The sequence below is a fragment of the Streptomyces sp. NPDC003032 genome (assembly GCF_053591415.1).
The window spans coordinates 109,596-126,857 of sequence record NZ_JBSFTT010000005.1 but is presented as its reverse complement, the minus strand read 5'-3'; the positions used below and the strand labels follow the sequence as shown (position 1 = coordinate 126,857).

The following is a 17,262-nucleotide window of genomic DNA, read 5'->3' as shown; positions in this document are numbered from 1 at the left end:
GGTGACGGCGTGGCACCACGACCCTTGCATGAGATCGTCGAACCCGGCTGGGCCAAGGCCCTGGAGCCGGTGGCCGAACGGATCGCCGGGATGGGGGACTTCCTGCGCGCGGAGATCGCCGCGGGACGCACCTACCTCCCGGCGGGAGCGAACGTACTGCGCGCGTTCCAGCAGCCCTTCGACGACGTCCGCGTCCTGATCGTCGGCCAGGACCCCTATCCCACGCCCGGACACGCGGTGGGGCTGTCGTTCTCGGTCGCGCCCGAGGTGCGGCCGCTGCCCGGCAGCCTCATCAACATCTACCGCGAGATGACCGACGACCTGGGCCTGCCCCCGCCGTCGAGCGGCGACCTCACGCCGTGGACACGGCAGGGCGTCCTGCTCCTCAACAGGGCGCTCACCACGGCCCCGCGCAAGCCGGCCGCGCACCGCGGCAAGGGCTGGGAGGAGGTCACCGAGCAGGCGATACGGGCGCTGGCCGCGCGGGGCAAGCCGCTGGTGTCGGTCCTGTGGGGGCGTGACGCGCGCAATCTGCGCCCGCTGCTCGGGCAGTTGCCGTCGGTGGAGTCCTCGCACCCCTCCCCCATGTCGGCGGACCGCGGTTTCTTCGGCTCGCGTCCTTTCAGCCGGGTCAACGACCTGCTGGTCCAGCAGGGGGCGCAGCCGGTGGACTGGCGGCTTCCGTGACGGACCCGGCGTCCGTGGCGGACACGGCGTCCGTGGCGGACACGGCGTCCTTGATGGACACGGCGTATGTACTGGGTGTCGATTCGGGGGGCTCCGGACTGCGGGCGGCCCTGGCGGTGCCGGACGGCGCGCACCGTCCCGGCCGGGTGCGTTCGACGGAGCCGGTGCCTTCGATGGAGCCCGTGTGTTCGACCGAGCCGGTGCGCACCGGCGCCCGGGGCATCGACGCCGCGCACTTCATGGAGCAACTCCTGCCGATGGCGAGGGCGTTGCTGGAGCGGGCGGGCGGCGGGCGGATCACGGCCGTCGCCGTGGGCGCCGCGGGGATGGCGACTCTCGGCGACGACCTGCGCGCCGAGCTGCCGTCCGCGCTCGAAGGCGCCCTGGGCGTACGGCGTCTGGCACTCGCCGCGGACGCCGTGACCGCGTACGCGGGGGCGCTGGGCGATCGTCCCGGAGCGGTCGTCGCCGCGGGCACCGGCATGATCGCGCTCGGCACCGACCTGACGGTCTGGCGCCGCGCCGACGGCTGGGGCCATCTGCTCGGGGACTGCGGCGGCGGTGCCTGGATCGGCCGGGCGGGACTCGAAGCGGCGATGCGGGCACACGACGGCAGACGGGGCGGTTCGACGGCGCTCCTCGCACGGGCGGAAACACTGTTCGGCCCCCTGGAGGAGCTGCCGGGCCGGCTCTATCCCCGTGCCGACCGGCCCGCTGTCCTCGCCTCCTTCGCGCCCGAGGTGGCCGGCTGTGCGGCGGACGACGCCGTGGCGGGCGGCATCCTGCGGGACGCGGCCCGCCACATCGCCGATGCCGCCGCGGCCGTCTGCCCGCGGTCGGAGGCGAGCGAAGTCGCGCTGACCGGCGGCCTGTTCAACATGGGCGAGCCGCTGCTCGCCCCGCTGCGCGAGGAACTGGCCCTACAACTGCCGCACGCCCGGCGGGTCCCCGCGACCGGCGACCCGCTCGACGGCGCCCTGCGCGTAGCGGTCGATGTCGCCCGTGACCAGCTGCGACTGCCGCGCGACGCGCGGATGCTCTCCGTCCACGGAAAGGGCGACAGTTGACCTCTACGTAACTCATCAGACAAAAACGTACTTATACCGCCCAGCTGCACCCTCCCCGAACGGCGGAGACCCGCAAGCCAGTAGCATGCGGGCGCATGAGCTCCCCCACTGGGCCCGCATCCGGCCTGCCCGTACGAATGCCGCGCCCCCGTCAGCCGGGCCGGCACCGCCGTCCGGAGCCCGTCGCGGCTCCTGAGGGCGCGCCCGCACTCGTCCTCGCCGTGCCGGGCGCCCCCAGCACCACCACGCGCGGCCTCGCCGAGGAAGTCGTGAGCATCGCCCGCTCCGAGCTGCCCGGCCTCGACGCCAGAATCGGTTACGTCGACGGTGTGGAGGACGCCACCGTCACGTCCTTCCCCGAGTTCCCCTCGCTGCCGTCCGTGCTCGCGCACGCGAGCGCCGAGCGTGCCGCCCGCTTCGAGCGGGCGCGTGCCGCCGGTGCCGAGGTCAGCGAGCCCGAGGGGCCCGTCGCGGTGGTCGTGCCGCTGCTGGCGGGTCCTGACAGCGCGCTGATGGGCCGCATCCGGCAGGCCGTCGTGGACAGCGGTACCGTCGCCGAGCTGACGGATGTGCTCGGCCCCCACCCGCTCCTCGCCGAGGCGCTGCACGTACGGCTTTCGGAGGCCGGGCTCGCCCGCGCCGACCGCGCCCGTCTGTTCACCGTGGCCACCGCGGCGGACGGCATCGTCCTGGCCACGGTCGGTGGCGAGGAGGCCGTACAGGCCGCCGGGATCACCGGCATGCTCCTCGCCGCGCGCCTCGCGGTGCCGGTGATGGCGGCCGCGCTCGACGAGGAGGGCTCCGTCGCGGCGATCGCCGAGCAGCTGCGCGGCTCGGGCTCGGCCCAGCTGGCGCTCGCGCCGTACCTGATCGGCCCCGAGCTCGACGCGAGCCTGCTGGACGCGGCCGCGAAGGAGGCGGGCTGCTCGGTCGCCGAGCCGCTCGGCCCGTACCCGGCGATCGGCAAGCTGGCGCTGTCCAAGTACACGACGGCGCTCGGCATCACGCCGCAGCAGCCTTCGGGGATGCCGGTGCACTGAGTACGTACGTCGATGGGCCCGCCCCGTGTGTGGGGGCGGGCCCATTCGCGTACGCACGTAAAGGGTGGGCGGGCCGGCCTCAGCCGAAGATCACGCAGGAGGCGGCGGGTGCCTCGACCGAGCCGGCCTTCCGTGGGATGCCCGTGCCGTGGTCGATCGTGAACCAGGTGACGTCCCCGGAGCGCTCGTTGGCGGCGTACAGATGCCGCCCGGAGGGGTGGATGGCCAGGTCGCGCGGCCAGTGGCCGCCGCACGGGACCGTCGCCGCGAGCCGTGGCGCCTCGCCCGCCTCGTCGAGCGCGAGGACCGAGATGACGTCCGCGCCGCGCGTGGCGGTCCACAGGAACCGCCCGTCGGGCGCGACGACGACCTCCGAGGGGTAGACGTCGCCGTCCGGGACGTCGACGAGGACGGAGACCTCGCCGATCGGCTTGAGGGTGCCTTCGTCGGCGTCCCAGGAGCAGACGGTGAGCGTGGGGGCGAGTTCGTTGAGGACGTACGCGCGGTCGCCGCGCGGGTGGAAGACGAGGTGCCGCGGTCCCGAGCCCGGACGCAGCGCCACTTCGCGGTGGAGCGTCAGTCCGGCGTCGCCGAGCGCGCAGACGCGTACGGAGTCCGTGCCGAGGTCGACGCTGACCGCCCAGCGGCCGCTCGGGTCCGCGAGGACCTGGTGGGCGTGCGGGCCCTGCTGGCGCTGTGGGTGCGGTCCGGAGCCCGTGTGCCGGAGTTCGCCCGCCGGGGCGGCGAGGCCGCCGTCGTCGCGCAGCGGGACGGCGGTGACACTGCCCGAGCGGTAGTTGGCGGTGAGCACGTGGCCGTCGTGGAGGGCGAGGTGCGTGGGCGCCGAGCCGACGGGCACGGGCCGGCCGATGAGTTCCGGCTCGTCCCCTCCGAGGCGGTACGCGGCGAGGGCGCCGTCCGATGTCTCGCTCACGGCGTAGAGGGTGTCGCCGGTCGGCGAGAGTGCGAGGTAGGACGGATCGGCGACCGCGTCCGTGGCGCTGAGGACGGTCAGCGCCCCGGTGTCCTCGTCGACGGCCGCGGTGAGGACACCGAGGCCCCCGGCGGCGGTGAAGGATCCGATGTATGCCCGTCCGGCGTGGTTGCCGTCGCCCACTGCTGTCCCCTCTCGGCCGGAGCGGCGCGTCCCTGGCGCCGCTCGTGCGGCCGACGCTAGCAGTCGGTCTAGACCAAATGGCGGCGGAGGCCGTCGGGTCGGCACGTGCCGGACCGTTCGGGCGGGTGGGTGAGTCGCCGGTTCGAGGTGCCGCCCCGACCGCTGAAGCCGGTCGGCCCCCTCCTGGGCTGTGCCACAGGTCACGCCGGTGCCGGACGGGGGCCCGGAACCACCACATGTGGTTCATCGTTCATCTAGGTGTGGCCGCGGAGGGCCACCCTCGACGACCCCGGCTGGTCCCCCCGTCCAGCCGGGGTCTTCTCATGTCCGGCACGTGGCGCGGACCGAGTTCGGGCGCAGGAGACGCACCACGATATTTCGGTCGGGAGCACAACCAGCGGGCCACCTCGGGAGTCATGATCATCAGGGGCGCAGGCCCTCGCTCCGTTCGCCATGCGCGGCCGGTGCGGGCCGCGTCTCCGCCATGTCTCTCACGGGTATGTCACCCCAGCACGAACAGGAACACGCATGTCGCGCAAGACGCTGGCCGTCTCCGGTCTGCTCGCCGCCGCTCTCACCGCCGCCTTGGCCCCCACCGCACAGGCGGCCTCGCCGACCATCACGCGCGCCGAGTACGACAAGGTCAAGCTGGGGGCGAGCATCTCCAAGATGCACTCCGTCGCCGGCCGCGGCGCCTGCAAGCTCACGTCGAGCAGCGGCGGCTCCGGCTACTCGAGCAAGGTCTACGAGTGCAAGGGCAACAAGCGGTACAGCTCCGCGACGTTCTCCTTCGGCAACGGCAAGCTCGCCGTGAAGTCGCAGGGCGGCCTCGACGGCAAGCAGTCCAACGGCAAGATGACGAAGGCGAAGTACAAGAAGATCACCAAGGGCAAGACCACCGCCCAGATGCACAGCATCGCGGGCAAGGGTGTGTGCGTGCGCGTCGCCGACGCCGAGACGACCGGTGCGAAGTCCGCCAGCTACTCGTGCGAGCAGTCCCGCACCTACGGCAGCGCCTCGTTCATCCTCACCAACGGCAAGGTGGTCAACCGGGCGCAGTACGGCCTGCGCTGACCGAGGTCGTCCATGTCCGGCCCTCGCGCCGGGTCAGGTCCATGCCTGTCGTTCCTGGCCGCGAGGGTCGTCGATCCGGGTCCAGTCGGTGTCGACACGCATGGTGGCCCGGCGCTCGGGGCCGTACGGGTGCCAGCCGGGATCGCCCGGCGCGGCGAACCGGGTCCATGTCTCGTGTACGCGGGGGGGGGCGAGACCGGCGGGTGGCCTGTCGGGACCGAGCAGGGCATGGGCGCCGTGCAACCGGGGCAGCCGCGTGAGATCGCAGACGAAGGTCAGCTCCATCGCGTGGGCGGCGCCCATTTCTCCGTCCAGGGCGTGGGAGCACCACGCGGACTCGTAGCGGTAGGTGGCGGCCCGGGACCGGTCGGCGTGTGCGTCGGCCGGGGCCCGGCTGCCCGCGCCGAGCGGGGCTTCGCCCATGATGGCGGACCGCAGCTCGCCGAAGGCCGCCCTCGGGCGGGACCCGCGGTACGTGTCCACGAGCCGGACCGGATCGGGGTGCGCACGTGTCGCGACGGCGTCGACGTCCGCACTGGTCGAGGTGGCGTACGCGTCCACCGGGGCCAGATAGAGGTTCGCCTCCTCGAACACGGTCCGGTTGCCGCGGCCCGGTGCGACGGCGCCCTGAGGGCCGGCGGACGAGTCCACCCCACGGTCAGGCGGGAGCCACCGGGCCTCGCAGGGGCTCTGCCAGGGCCTTCAGCGCGTGCTCCAGGCCATGCAGATGGGTCAGGGCCAGTTCGGCACCGGAATGCTGGGATACGGCAGGGGGCACGTCGATCTCGCGCCGCGTCACGTCGGGCATGGTCAGCGCCTGTACCGCTGCCTCCACCCGCCAGCACGCGGCGGCGAGCCTGGCGTCGTGGGAGGCATCGGGGTCCGCGGCGACCGACGCCAGGCCGCGCACGTCTCGCGCGCAATGGTCAAGCAGCTCCAGCACCCGGCGGGCACGCGCCTTGCGGGCACGCAGCGGGGCGAAGGGATGCACCAGTGGGGCCAGCGAGAGCCGTACCCGGCTCAGCAGCACTTCCAGTTCGGCGACATACCGGGCGGGGTCCGCGGTCGGGGAGCCGGCCAGGCGGGCCGCGGCTTCGGAAGTGCAGGCGTGGACGCAGTGCAGCGCGCGCTGGATCCACGCGTCGGTGGTGGCATGCGTGGTCACCGGCAGTACGAAGAGCACAGCGAGTGCCGCGCCGAGCGCCCCCACACCCGTCTCCGCGACACGCAGTGCGAGCAGAGCCGGATCGAGCACCCCGAGCAAGCCGTAGAGCAGCCCCGCCATCAGCGTCACCGCCAGCATCATCCACGTATAGGACACCGCCGCCGTGTAGAAGATGCCGAACACGCAGACCGCCACGAGCACAGCGGTGGGAGCAGCCGCTCCGTCCAGTGGGACAGCGATGATCAGGCCGATGGCGATGCCGACCACGGTGCCCAGGACCCGGCGAAAGCCCCGCACCAGGGTCTCCCCGCGCGACGCGGTGTTCACGAAGATCCACCACACCGCGCCAACGGCCCAGTACCAGCGCTCGTGCGACACCAGTTGCCCCACCACCAGCGCGAACGTGCCACCTGCCATCCCCTGGACCGCTTGGCGCGTGGTCACCCGGGCAAGACCTGCGCCGCCCGGAGCCACCACCGGTACAGCAGCCGGCGGCAGCCGCCTTTCGTAACACCACAAGCCGAACCGCACCGCTGAGGACGCGGCCAGCGAGAGCGCCACCGCCGTGCAGAGCTCCGGCAGCTGGTCCGGCACCGCGTGCAGGAACTGTGCGGCGAAGAACATCATGAACGCGAATATCCCCAGCGCGTGACCTCGCGGCCCCCACCGGCGGGCGTACATCCCCGCTCCGAGGATGGCGACAAAGGCCGCGTCCCGCACCCACGGGAAGTCGTGCAAGAGAGCGGCGAGAGCGAGCACCGGGAAACCGGCCACCGGCAACAGGGCCGTAGTGACCGCCTGCCTCCGCACCGACGCGTCGGCCACCGTGAACAGGGCGAGCAGGGCGGCGAGCCCCCCGGTGATCGCTGCGGACAACGAGTGTGTGACCAGGACCGACACCGTCACGGCAAGACCGACACCGAGGACACCCCGCCCGGCGCTGCGCAACCGCAGCCGCCCGGGGTCCGGAGCCACGAACACCCTCTTGAGCACAGCTTTCCGCCCCTCTCGGCGACCAGACACAGAGAAGGCGCCACGGAGTCCGCAGCGCCATCGACACTCCCATCACACCATCTAGTCTCCACTCTGCTCAACCGAGGTGCGTCTGGGTGCGCCAATGGTCCAGTCTGTGCGCCTTGCGCAGCGTCAGGGGCGGACCAACGGGCCATGCTGCGGCACGGCCCGTCGGCACTTGCCCTTCCCTGGAGCACCCTCTAAATTTGTATTGCTCTCTAAGTATTCGGGAAGGGTGTGCGCGTATGCAGACGTCCGAAGGGGGGCTGCGTGAGCAGCACAAGGCCAGGCGGCGGATCCGGATCCTCGACGCGACGCGTGAACTCCTCCGGGACAGCCCGGAGTCGGTGATCAGTACCGAGCGGATCGCCGAGCGAGCGCGAGTCGCCCCCGCCACCGTGTACAACCTGATCGGACCGCGCGAAAAGATCTGGGAGGCGCTCGCCGCCGGGTTCATGGACGAACTGGAGCGCCGCCTGGTGGTGCTGGGAGCCGACGACCCGCGCGAGGTCGTCCGGTCGACCGTGCGTCTGTTCGTGGACGACCCGGTCGTATCGCGTCGCATGGTCCGTGAGTGGGAGGAGAGCGGCCTCGTGCTCGACCGCAGTCCGCTCACGCAACTCCGCCAGGCGGTGGCCGGGACGCAGAGACAGGGCCTTCTGCGCGCCGACATCGACACTGACGCGTTGGCCGCCATGGTCGGCACCGCGTGCGTGGGCGCGCTGCATCAGTGGGTCGCCGCCCTGATCGACGACGACCGGTTCCTCGCGCGTGCCCTGTTCGCACTGGACGTCGCGCTCGCCGCGGCGGCCGCGGATCCCCACCGCGACCGACTGCTGGCGCCGCTGCGGGCCCGAGGCTCGGTATGACGGCCGGCGCGCTGTCGCGGCCCCGAAGCTTCGTCGGCCGTGGCGGGATCCGGCTCGCGGCGGACGTGTGGGGCAAGGAGTCCTCGCCGCCGCTGGTCCTGCTGCACGGCGGCGGCCAGACACGGCACGCCTGGGACCGGTCCGGCCCTCGGCTGGCCGCCCGGGGGTGGCAGGTCATCGCTCCGGACCTGCGCGGGCACGGCACCAGCCAATGGTCCCCCGACGGCGGCTACGACCTCGACCTGTTCGCCGGGGACGTCCGGGCCCTGGTCACCGAACTCGGCGAGCCACCGCTGCTCGTGGGAGCCTCGCTCGGCGGCCTGAGTGCGCTGCTCGCCGCCGGAGAGGCACCCGGGGCGACGGTTCGCGCGCTGGTCCTGGTCGATGTCGCCCATCGCCCCGACCCCCGCGGGGCGCGCCGCGTCGTAGAGTTCATGCGCCGCCGACCGGACGGATTCGCCGACGTCGAGGAAGCAGCCGCGGCGGTCGCGGCCCACCTGCCGCATCGCACGCGGCCGTACGACCCCGAGAGGCTGCGGAACAACCTGCGACGCCACGGCGACCGGTGGGTCTGGCACTGGGACCCCCGTCTTGTGGACGGCTTCGAGGACCGAATGGACCCGCCCGGCATGGCGGAACGTCTCCTCGACGCCGCCCGCCGCACCGACGTGCCGATCCTGCTCGTCCGCGGCGGGCTCAGCGACGTCGTACGCGAGGACATCGCCGAGGAGTTCTGCGACAGCGTTCCCCACGCGCGGTACGTCGATGTGCTCGACGCGGGGCACATGGTGGCCGGCGACCGGAACGAACCCTTCATCGACGCGCTCATCCCGTTTCTGAAGGGCTTCGAGTCCATGTCACCTGGGGGTGATGGCGACGCCCTCGGGGTGCTGCCCGGTCGGTAGCGTGACTCGTGTTCTCGCCGCCACGGGATCGATCACGGAAACGGTGTCGGACTCCTCATTGGTGACCCAGACCCGGCTGCCGCCCGGACTGACCGCCACGCCCTGCGGCTTTTTGCCCACGGGGACACGGCTGACGGCACGGCCGGTCGAGGTGTCGATGACCAGGAGCACGTCGGCCGCCGAATCGGCCGCGTACAGACGCTGCCCGTCGGGACTGACGGCGAGGCCCACCGGGGCCTTCCCGATCACCCAGGTGGACAGCGGTTTGCCGGTGGCGGGGTCGATGACCGAGATGCTGCCGGAACCCGTATTGGCGACGTAGACCCTTTCCCCGCCCCTGGTGCTGGTGATTCCGCTGGGGAAATCACCCACAGGAATTCTGGCTTTCGCCTGGTTCGTCTCGGACAGCACGGTGACGTCGTTGGTGCCGCTGTTGGTGACGTACGCGGTCCCGTTGGGAAGGGTGGTGATGCTGTGCGGTAGCTCACCGACCCGGGTCGTCGCGACGACCTTGCGCGAAGCGGTGTCGATGACCGACACCGTGTCGCCGCCCCAGTTGGCGGCGAGTACCCGCTTCCCGTCCCGGCTGGAGACGGCCGCGAACGGGTACGACCCGACCGGCACACTCGCCACGACCTTGTGCCCGGCGGTCTCGATGAAGGAGACCGTGTCGGAAAGGCCGTTGGCCACGTACACATGGGAGCCGTCCGGTGCCGCTCCCACCCCGGTCGGGCCGTTGCCCGTCGGCGTGGTGGCGACGGGCCTCTCCAGCCGGACGTCGTAGGAGGAGACGGTCCCGGGGCCGCCGCTGTTCGCCACGTACGCCACGATGCGCATCGGATAGTCCCGGGCCGCCGCCCCTTTCTTCGCCGGTGCCGGGAGCACAGGTGGCTCGGGAGCGGCGGCGGCGGACGTGCACACCATGACCGCGAGCGCCAGACCGAGGGTCAGGCGCGGACGCGGACGCCGACGACGTGAAAGCCCGCCGGCGGACTCACGACCCCTGGGTGACCGGCCCGGAGCGAAAGAAACCGGCATCAAATCTCCTTTACGGCTGCCGCACCGGCAGCCCTGCATGAACAAGACGTATACCCAAACGCCCTTAAGGCGTTTTGTGCACGGCTTCGAAGAAAAGTCGTTTGTTCACAGAGCGAAAGAGCGAAAATCGGGCCGCGCTCGCGCTGTTCCACGTCCGACCGCCCGGGCGGCGACGGCGCACCCCAGGGTCGGGGAAGTGTCCCCGAGCGCCCCGCACCCCACTCGTACGGAGGATGTGCGGGCCGGGAAAGAAGCGGAAGGCTCGATATCGTCCCCGCCCGATCATCCAGGAGGGCCAATGGCGATCTCGACTGACGGTGCGCCGCACGAGGAATGCCCGGACATCAAAGAGGAAACGGTTCGGCGAGTGATGGTGCGGGCCGCAAATCATTTGCTGACCCGGCAGCATGCCGAGGGGTGGTGGAAAGGTTTTTTCAAGACGGACGTGAGTTATGACGCCCATGACCTTTTCCTGCGCTACTTGCTGGGTGTGCCGGACGAGCGTTTGGCCACGGCGAGTGGCCGATGGATCCGTTCGCAGCAGGGCGCGGACGGTTCCTGGCCCCTCGCCTTCGAAGGCGAGGGCCATCTGGGGACCACGATTCAGGCGTATGTGGCCCTGCGGCTCGCCGGGGACAGTCCGGACGAGGGGCACATGCTCCGGTGTGCGGCCTGGGTACGCGAACAGGGCGGTGTTGCCGCCGGCCAGCTGACCGCGCGTATCTGGCTCGCCATGTTCGGCTGGTGGGAGTGGGACGACCTGCCCGAAGTCCCACCGGAGATCATCGCCCTGCCCAAGTGGGCACCCCTGAACATCTACTCCTTCAGCGCCATCATGCGTCCGGTGCTCGTCGCTCTCAGCGTCATCAGCGCGCACCGGCCCGTGCGGCCGGCTCCCTTCCGCATCGACGAGCTCTTCGCTGCGTCCGGCGACGCTTGCGTACGTACGCCGACGCCCGCACCGACCAGCGGCCGGGAGAAGGTCTTCCACCATCTGAACGCCGCTGTGCGTACGTGCGGCAAGGCCATCCCGCGGCCGGCACGCAAGACCGCGGCCAACGCTTGCGTTCGCTGGCTTCTGAAGCGTCAAGAGGCGGACGGCAGTTGGGGAGCCTGCACTCCGATGACCACATGGGTGGTCCTCGCCCTGCACGTGCACGGCTGCCCCCCGGACCATCCGGTGCTCAAGGCCGCCTGGAGCTTCCTGGAGGGCTGCGTCACATGGCCCGAGAGCGACGTGCGGGCGCTGCAGACCGTCCACAGCCCCGTATGGGACACCTGCCTGTCGACCACCGCGTTGCTGGACGCCGGGCTGGCCGCCGACCACCCGGCGCTGCTGAAGGCCGCCGACTGGCTGCTCACCAGGCAGACGGACCGGCCTGGTGACTGGGCCGTACGGCGGCCCCGGCCGGCTCCCGGCGGCTGGTCCTTCCAGTTCCACAACCAGACCTACCCCGACGCCGACGACACCTCCGAGACGGTCCTCGCGTTGCACCGTGTCAGTCCCCCCGACCGGACGCGCGTCGACGCGGCGGTGAGCAGGGCGGCGCGGTGGTGCCTCGGCATGCAGAGCCGCGACGGCGGATGGGCGGCCTTCGACGCGGACAACACCAGCGCCCTCCCCGGTAAGGTCCCGTTCTTCGACTTCGGCGAGTTCTGCACCGATCCGCCAACGGCCGACGTCACCGCCCACGTGGTGGAGATGCTGGCCGCCCTCGGGATGGAGCGCGACACCCCTACCCGCCGTGCCGTCCAGTGGCTGCTCGATCAGCAGGAGGCGAGCGGTGCCTGGTACGGGCGCTGGGGAGTGAACCTCATCTACGGCACCGGTTGTGTCGTTCCCGCCCTCGTCGCCGCCGGAGTCCCTTGCGGCCATGCTGCCGTCCGGCGCGCCGTCACCTGGCTGACGTCGGTCCAGAACCCGGACGGCGGCTGGGGCGAGAGCTGGCACTCGTACGACCACCCGGCCAGCAGCGGCCGTGGTCCGTCCACCCCTTCACAGACGGCCTGGGCCCTGCTCGCGCTCCTCGCGGCCGGAGAGCACGACGGCGCCACCGTCCGGTCCGGAGTGCGCTGGCTGACCGAACGCCAGACGGAGCACGGCACCTGGGAGGAGCCGCACTTCACCGGCACGCTCATTCCGGGGGCCGTGGCCGTGCACTACGAGTACTACGGGCACGTCTTCCCCTTGATGGCGCTGGGCCGATACGTCCTGCGCACAGGCCACTCGGGCGCGGGGACGTCTTGTCATGAAGGCTGAAACGATGGCGGTCCAGTCCGACTTCTTCGCGCCGCGTACCGCGATAGACAGCCTTCTGTCCGAGTTCCTGACGGAGAAGGCACGGAACGCTCCTGTGCCCCACCAGTCGGTGCTCACCCTCATGCTGCGCGACTTCATCTCCGGCGGGAAGAGGATCCGTCCCCTGCTGTGCGTGACCGGATGGATCTCGGGCGGGGGACAAGGCGATTCCGCGCGGGCCGTCAGGCTGGCCGCCTCCATCGAACTGGCGCACACCTGCGCACTCATCCACGACGACATCATGGACGCGTCCGACAGCCGCCGCGGGCGTCCCACCGTCCACCGGGCGCTGGCCGACCGGCACCACGCACCGTGGACGGCGCGGCAGTACGGGGTCGGTGGCGCGATTCTCCTGGGCGACCTCGCGCTCGTCTGGTCCGACGAGTTGCTGCACACCACGCCCATGCCCGACGCCCACCGGACCGCGGTACTGCGCTGCGTCGACCGCGCACGGAGCGAGCTGATAGCCGGTCAGCACCTGGACCTGCTGACCACCGGCGACCTCCACACCAGCGTCGAGACGCTGATGAGCGTCATCCGCTACAAGACCGCCAAGTACACCATCGAACGCCCCTTGCAGGTCGGAGCGGCCCTCGCCGGTGCCGGGCGGAAGGTCATGCGCGCCTGCACCGCCTACGGGGTCCCCCTCGGTGAGGCGTTCCAGCTCCGGGACGACGTGCTCGGCGTGTTCGGGGACCCTGACCGGACGGGCAAATCCCGGCTGGACGATCTGCGCGAGGGCAAGTGCACCAGCCTGGTCGTCCACGCCCTGCGCGCCGGCGGCCCGGCCCAGGTGAGCCGACTGCGTCAACTGATCGGCGACCCCGATCTCGGGGAGCGGGAAGCCGCGGAGATCCGCGGCCTGCTCACCGACACCGGAGCTCGGGCGGCGGTCGAGCGAATGATCCAGGACAGACACCACCAGGCCCTGGACTCCCTGGCCACGGCACCGTTCCCGCCCGGCGCCACCCGCACGCTGAAGAACGTCGCGGAGGCGGTCGTACACCGCGCGGTCTGAAGCCCGTCCTGCCGACCACGGAGCATGGGGGACCCATTGCCATGATCACGACCATGACCGCGCCCACGGCGACGGTTCTGCGGAGCGCCTGGTGCGAGCTCCGCCTCAGCTGGCTCTTCATCAGCGCCGACCGCTGGACCACCATCTTCCCCGCGACCTGCTTCGTCACCGCGGCCGTCGTCCACGCCCGGCTGTCCCCGCCCGCGGCCGCGATCACCCTGGCCTCGGGCGCCCTGTACTTCTGGCTGTTCGTCTACGAACACACCCTGGCCAACCAGATCGTCGGCGTCGAAGAGGACCGCGTCAACAAGCCCTTCCGGCCGCTGGTCACCGGCCGGTGCAGCCTCCGGGGTGCGCGGCTGCGGCTGGTCGCCGTCCGGATCCTCTTCCCCCTGTACGGGTACTGGCTCGGTGTCCTGGAGTGGGCCCTGATGTGGCAGATCCTCTCCCTGCTCCAGCACGAGTACGGCTGGTGCCGGCACTGGCTCGGCAGGAATGTCTACGCCGGAGTCGGCGTCATCGCCCAGCTGGCGGCCGCCTGGGAAATGGTCACCGCGATGACGCCCGACGCCTGGCGCTGGATCATCACCCTCGCGGTCACCGTGACCCTCCTCATGTCCGTCCAGGACCTCCACGACATCACCGGCGACCGCGCTGTCCACCGCTGCACCATGCCCCTGGTCTTCGGGGAGACACGCACCCGCGTCTTCCTGTGCGCCGGCTTCGCCATCGGTCCCGCAGCCATCCACCACTTCCTCATGGCGCCCGCGGGACCGCACTGGTGGATCATCGCCACGGATGTGCTCCTGGGCGGTTGGAGCCTTCTGCTCTCCGTCCGCGTGGTGATGTGGCGTGGCCGGGAAGCGGACCGGCGCAGCTACCGCCTGGTGGAGCAGTGGTACACCCTCGCCCTCGCCGCTTCCATCTACACGCTCCGCTGACCGGGAGGGCTCGACGTGCCCGCACAGGCCATGCAGCATGCGCAGCGACAGTCAGTGCTGCGGATCACCGGCGTATGGAAGGCGTACGGCCGCAGACAGATCCTGCGCGGCGCCGACCTCGACGTTCCGCCCGGTGCCCTGATCGGCGTCGTCGGCGAGAACGGCGCGGGCAAGAGCACACTGCTTCGGGTCGCCATGGGGCATCTGGCGCCCGACCGGGGCACGGTCGTACGTATCGGCAGGGCGGGGTACTGCCCGCAGCAGGCCGTGCTGAACGACTCGTTCACCGTCCTGCAGCACCTCCGGCTCTTCCAGGTGGCCCACCGGCTGCCGAGCCTCACGCGCGCGTACGAGTTGATGGACGTCCTGGCGTTCGCCGACTGCGAGCAGCGGCGGGCCGGGGAGCTGAGCGGAGGAACGCGGCAGAAGCTGAACCTTCTGCTCGCCCTCATGCACGACCCGCGGCTCCTGGTGCTCGACGAGCCGTACCAGGGGTTCGACTGGGAGACCCATCAGCGTTTCTGGTCCCTCGCCGCTCAGCTGCGCGGCCGGGGCGACTCGATCGTCGTGGTCTCGCATCTGCTGCACGACATGGACCACTTCGACGTGGTCGGCCATCTGCGCGACGGCCGCCTCGACCTGGAGGTGCCCACCCGATGACCTCGCACCGGGCCGCCGCGTTCAGCCGGATGTTGCGCTGCACTCTCCTCGGTCATCTGCGCAGCCGTATGGCGCTGGTCCTGGCGGTCGCTTTCCTTCCCGGCTGGATCGTCGTGGCGCGCCTGTGCGCGTCGGACCGGGCCGCGCGTTTCTCCCCGGACTCCGTGCGGGCGGTCGTCCACGCCCCGGCGAATCAGGTCGGCCAAGTGGTCAACGCCCTCGCCGCCGTCACCCTGGTCACCGGCTTCTCATCGTTCATGGAGACCTTCAAAGCCCGGGAGATGGACCGCCGACTCGTGCTGGCCGGCTACCCGCGGTTCCCGATGCTGCTGGCCAAGGTCGCCGCCGTCGCCGTCAGCGCCACTCTCGTCGCCGTGTACACCACGGCCGTGCTCCACAGCTCACTGCCGGTGCGTCAGTTGGGCCCGCTGGCCCTTGCCGTTCTCGGCGCCGGCCTCGTGTACGGCGGCATCGGCCTCCTGCTCGGCACGCTGGTCCGTGGCGAGCTGGAGGGCTTCTTCCTCGTCATCATGCTCAGCCTGGTCGACAGCGGACTGCAGAACCCGGTTCTCAATGTCATCGAGCTCACCGGCCTGAGCGCGCTCCCTCTGTACGGTGCGTGCCAGTCCGCGCTGGCCGCGGCGTTCACGTCCTTCACCTCCTGGCCCCACCAGCTCCTCTCGTTGGCCTGGGCCGCCGTGACGAGTGCGCTGGCCCTCCTCGCCTTCCATGCGCGTACCCGCTCCCACTGCCGGGTCGCCGCAGAGGGCCTGATCCCTTCAGGTTGCCGACCGGAATCGCGTGAGCGAGCTTGGTGGAAGTGGAGTGGGGGGCTCCGGAGGGTGCGCCCGCTCCCAGCCGTTCGATTCTCAGGAGGAATGATGGCCAACGCCAAGCAGGATCCGAACCAGCACGAAGGCCCCGCGGACGGCGGCGCGGCGGGCACTCCCGGCGTCCACGACGGCGGCGCGGACGGAGGCGCGGACGGCGGAGCCGAGGGCCCCGCGGACGGTGGCGCGGCGGGCACTCCCGGCGTCCACGACGGAGGCGCGGACGGCGGAGCCGAGGGCCCCGCGGACGGCGGCGCGGCGGGCACTCCCGGCGTCCACGACGGAGGCGCGGACGGCGGAGCCGACAAGTCCGGCAGCGGCGTTTGAGCATCCCTCCGACCGGGCTTCAGGACGCCGGCGCCACAACGGGTGCCGGCGTTCTGGAGACACGCCTGACCGGCCTGAGCCCAGAGAGGTTCGCCCGCGAGGTGTGGGCGCGCACCGCGCTGCTCACGCGCCGCGCGAGTGATTTCTCCGACCTGTTCCGCGCCGACGCCGTGGACGAGCTGATCTCGCGTCGCGGGCTGCGTACGCCCTTCCTCCGCGTCGCCAAGGACGGCTCCACGCTTCCCGAGTCGTCATTCACCTCGTCCGGCGGTGTCGGCGCCACCATCTGCGACCAGCTCGACGACACCGCCCTGTGGCGCGCGTTCGCCGACGGCGCCACGCTCGTCCTGCAAGCCCTTCAGCGCACGTGGGCGCCGGTCGCGGACTTCAGCGCCCGCCTTGCCCATGAGCTGGGGCATCCGGTGCAGGCCAACGCCTATGTCACCCCGCCGCAGAGCCGCGGGTTCGACGACCACTATGACGTCCACGATGTCTTCGTCCTCCAGATCGACGGTGCCAAGCGCTGGATCGTGCACGAGCCCGTCCATCCCGACCCGCTGCGCGATCAGCCCTGGACCGATCGCCGCTCCGCCGTCGCCGAGGCCGCGAAGGGCGAGGCGTACATCGACACCGTCCTCGAACCCGGCGACGTCCTCTACCTGCCGCGGGGCTGGCTGCACGCCGCGCAGGCGCAGGGCGAGGTCTCGGTCCACCTGACGCTCGGCATCCACAGCTGGACGCGGTACGCGCTGGCCGAGCAGCTCGCCCAGTGCGCGCTCGCGGTGCTGCGCGACGATCCCCGGATGCGCGGCACCCTGCCCCTGGGTGTGGACGGGCCGGAGTGCGAGATCGACGTCGTCCGCGAGCGCCTCGTCGCCGCCGTCACGGAGGCCGATTCCGCGCCGCTTTTCCACCGCGCCCGGCGTGCCCAGGCACGCCCCGCTCCGCTGGGGCCGCTGGCCCAGCTCGCGGCCGTCGACGGCCTGGGTCCCGACTCGCCGGTGCGGCTCCGTGAGGCGCTGGAGGCGCGGCTGGAGGGGCGGCGCCTGGCCACGCGCGTGGGCCGGCTCGATCTCCAGGAGACCGACCTGCCGTCGGTCACCCTCATGCTCGACGGTGAGGTTCGCACCGCCGGTGATCTCGGCGTCGGACTCGTCGAGAGACTGCTGCGCGCGGGCGTACTGGTGCCCGCCGAACAGTGACGTGGCCCC

16 protein-coding genes are annotated in these 17,262 nt (G+C 71.5%); 12 read left to right on the top strand and 4 right to left on the bottom strand.

The features are described 5' to 3' along the window. The first annotated feature begins 9 nt into the window (after positions 1–9). From ACWDZ7_RS09230 to ACWDZ7_RS09220, 3 genes are all read left to right on the top strand, one after another. Positions 10–687, top strand: coding sequence for a uracil-DNA glycosylase (locus tag ACWDZ7_RS09230; protein ID WP_451796050.1), 678 nt, complete (start codon positions 10–12; stop codon positions 685–687). After that, a complete protein-coding gene (locus tag ACWDZ7_RS09225) occupies positions 684–1,754 on the top strand; it encodes an N-acetylglucosamine kinase (RefSeq protein WP_451796049.1) in 1,071 nt (356 codons plus the stop codon). The genes ACWDZ7_RS09230 and ACWDZ7_RS09225 overlap by 4 nt, the downstream gene beginning before the upstream one ends. A gap of 95 nt (positions 1,755–1,849) precedes the next feature. Continuing rightward, the gene (locus ACWDZ7_RS09220; protein ID WP_451796048.1) at positions 1,850–2,794 is read left to right on the top strand and encodes a sirohydrochlorin chelatase; all 945 of its coding nucleotides are present in this window, start codon (positions 1,850–1,852) and stop codon (positions 2,792–2,794) included. Between the two features lie 79 nt (positions 2,795–2,873). Here ACWDZ7_RS09220 and ACWDZ7_RS09215 read toward each other — a convergent pair whose 3' ends face one another. Next, positions 2,874–3,911 (bottom strand): lactonase family protein, encoded by a 1,038-nt coding sequence (locus ACWDZ7_RS09215; RefSeq protein WP_451796047.1) that lies wholly within the window; start codon positions 3,909–3,911, stop codon positions 2,874–2,876. A 528-nt stretch (positions 3,912–4,439) separates the two neighbouring features. Between ACWDZ7_RS09215 and ACWDZ7_RS09210 the strand changes: the two genes are divergently transcribed. Beyond that, positions 4,440–4,985 carry a hypothetical protein gene (locus tag ACWDZ7_RS09210; RefSeq protein WP_451796046.1) on the top strand — a complete coding sequence of 182 codons (546 nt, stop codon included), beginning with the start codon at positions 4,440–4,442 and terminating at the stop codon, positions 4,983–4,985. Positions 4,986–5,018: 33 nt separating this feature from the next. Here the strand turns inward: ACWDZ7_RS09210 and ACWDZ7_RS09205 are convergent, their stop codons facing one another. Beyond that, positions 5,019–5,636 (bottom strand): carboxylesterase family protein, encoded by a 618-nt coding sequence (locus ACWDZ7_RS09205; protein ID WP_451796045.1) that lies wholly within the window; start codon positions 5,634–5,636, stop codon positions 5,019–5,021. 7 nt (positions 5,637–5,643) lie between these two features. Then, complete coding sequence (locus ACWDZ7_RS09200) at positions 5,644–7,143, bottom strand: FUSC family protein (protein WP_451796044.1); 1,500 nt, start codon at positions 7,141–7,143, stop codon at positions 5,644–5,646. A 266-nt stretch (positions 7,144–7,409) separates the two neighbouring features. Between ACWDZ7_RS09200 and ACWDZ7_RS09195 the strand changes: the two genes are divergently transcribed. Then, positions 7,410–8,033, top strand: a complete 624-nt coding sequence (locus tag ACWDZ7_RS09195) for a TetR/AcrR family transcriptional regulator (RefSeq protein ID WP_451796043.1) — start codon at positions 7,410–7,412, stop codon at positions 8,031–8,033. After that, complete coding sequence (locus ACWDZ7_RS09190; RefSeq protein ID WP_451796042.1) at positions 8,030–8,938, top strand: alpha/beta fold hydrolase; 909 nt, start codon at positions 8,030–8,032, stop codon at positions 8,936–8,938. Before ACWDZ7_RS09195 ends, ACWDZ7_RS09190 begins: the two co-directional genes overlap by 4 nt. On the opposite strand, the gene ACWDZ7_RS09185 is transcribed toward ACWDZ7_RS09190, so the two are convergent. Then, positions 8,891–9,862, bottom strand: coding sequence for a YVTN family beta-propeller repeat protein (locus tag ACWDZ7_RS09185; RefSeq protein ID WP_451796041.1), 972 nt, complete (start codon positions 9,860–9,862; stop codon positions 8,891–8,893). The two genes, ACWDZ7_RS09190 and ACWDZ7_RS09185, sit on opposite strands and share 48 nt — an antisense overlap. A gap of 412 nt (positions 9,863–10,274) precedes the next feature. Here ACWDZ7_RS09185 and shc point away from each other — a divergent pair, with 412 nt between their 5' ends. Genes shc through ACWDZ7_RS09155 form a run of 6 tightly spaced genes read left to right on the top strand, consistent with a single transcriptional unit; the run spans position 10,275 to position 17,253 of the window. Then, positions 10,275–12,236, top strand: a complete 1,962-nt coding sequence (shc, locus tag ACWDZ7_RS09180) for a squalene--hopene cyclase (RefSeq protein ID WP_451796040.1) — start codon at positions 10,275–10,277, stop codon at positions 12,234–12,236. After that, positions 12,226–13,293 (top strand): polyprenyl synthetase family protein, encoded by a 1,068-nt coding sequence (locus ACWDZ7_RS09175; RefSeq protein ID WP_451796039.1) that lies wholly within the window; start codon positions 12,226–12,228, stop codon positions 13,291–13,293. Before shc ends, ACWDZ7_RS09175 begins: the two co-directional genes overlap by 11 nt. Before the next feature lie 53 nt (positions 13,294–13,346). Further along, positions 13,347–14,234: a UbiA family prenyltransferase gene (locus tag ACWDZ7_RS09170; RefSeq protein ID WP_451796038.1), complete on the top strand. Its 888-nt coding sequence runs from the start codon at positions 13,347–13,349 to the stop codon at positions 14,232–14,234. A gap of 30 nt (positions 14,235–14,264) precedes the next feature. Next, positions 14,265–14,894: an ATP-binding cassette domain-containing protein gene (locus ACWDZ7_RS09165; RefSeq protein ID WP_451796234.1), complete on the top strand. Its 630-nt coding sequence runs from the start codon at positions 14,265–14,267 to the stop codon at positions 14,892–14,894. Next, on the top strand, positions 14,891–16,051 hold the full coding sequence (locus ACWDZ7_RS09160) for a hypothetical protein (RefSeq protein WP_451796037.1): 1,161 nt from the start codon (positions 14,891–14,893) through the stop codon (positions 16,049–16,051). The genes ACWDZ7_RS09165 and ACWDZ7_RS09160 overlap by 4 nt, the downstream gene beginning before the upstream one ends. Beyond that, positions 16,048–17,253 (top strand): cupin domain-containing protein, encoded by a 1,206-nt coding sequence (locus tag ACWDZ7_RS09155; protein WP_451796036.1) that lies wholly within the window; start codon positions 16,048–16,050, stop codon positions 17,251–17,253. Before ACWDZ7_RS09160 ends, ACWDZ7_RS09155 begins: the two co-directional genes overlap by 4 nt. Positions 17,254–17,262 lie beyond the last annotated feature (9 nt).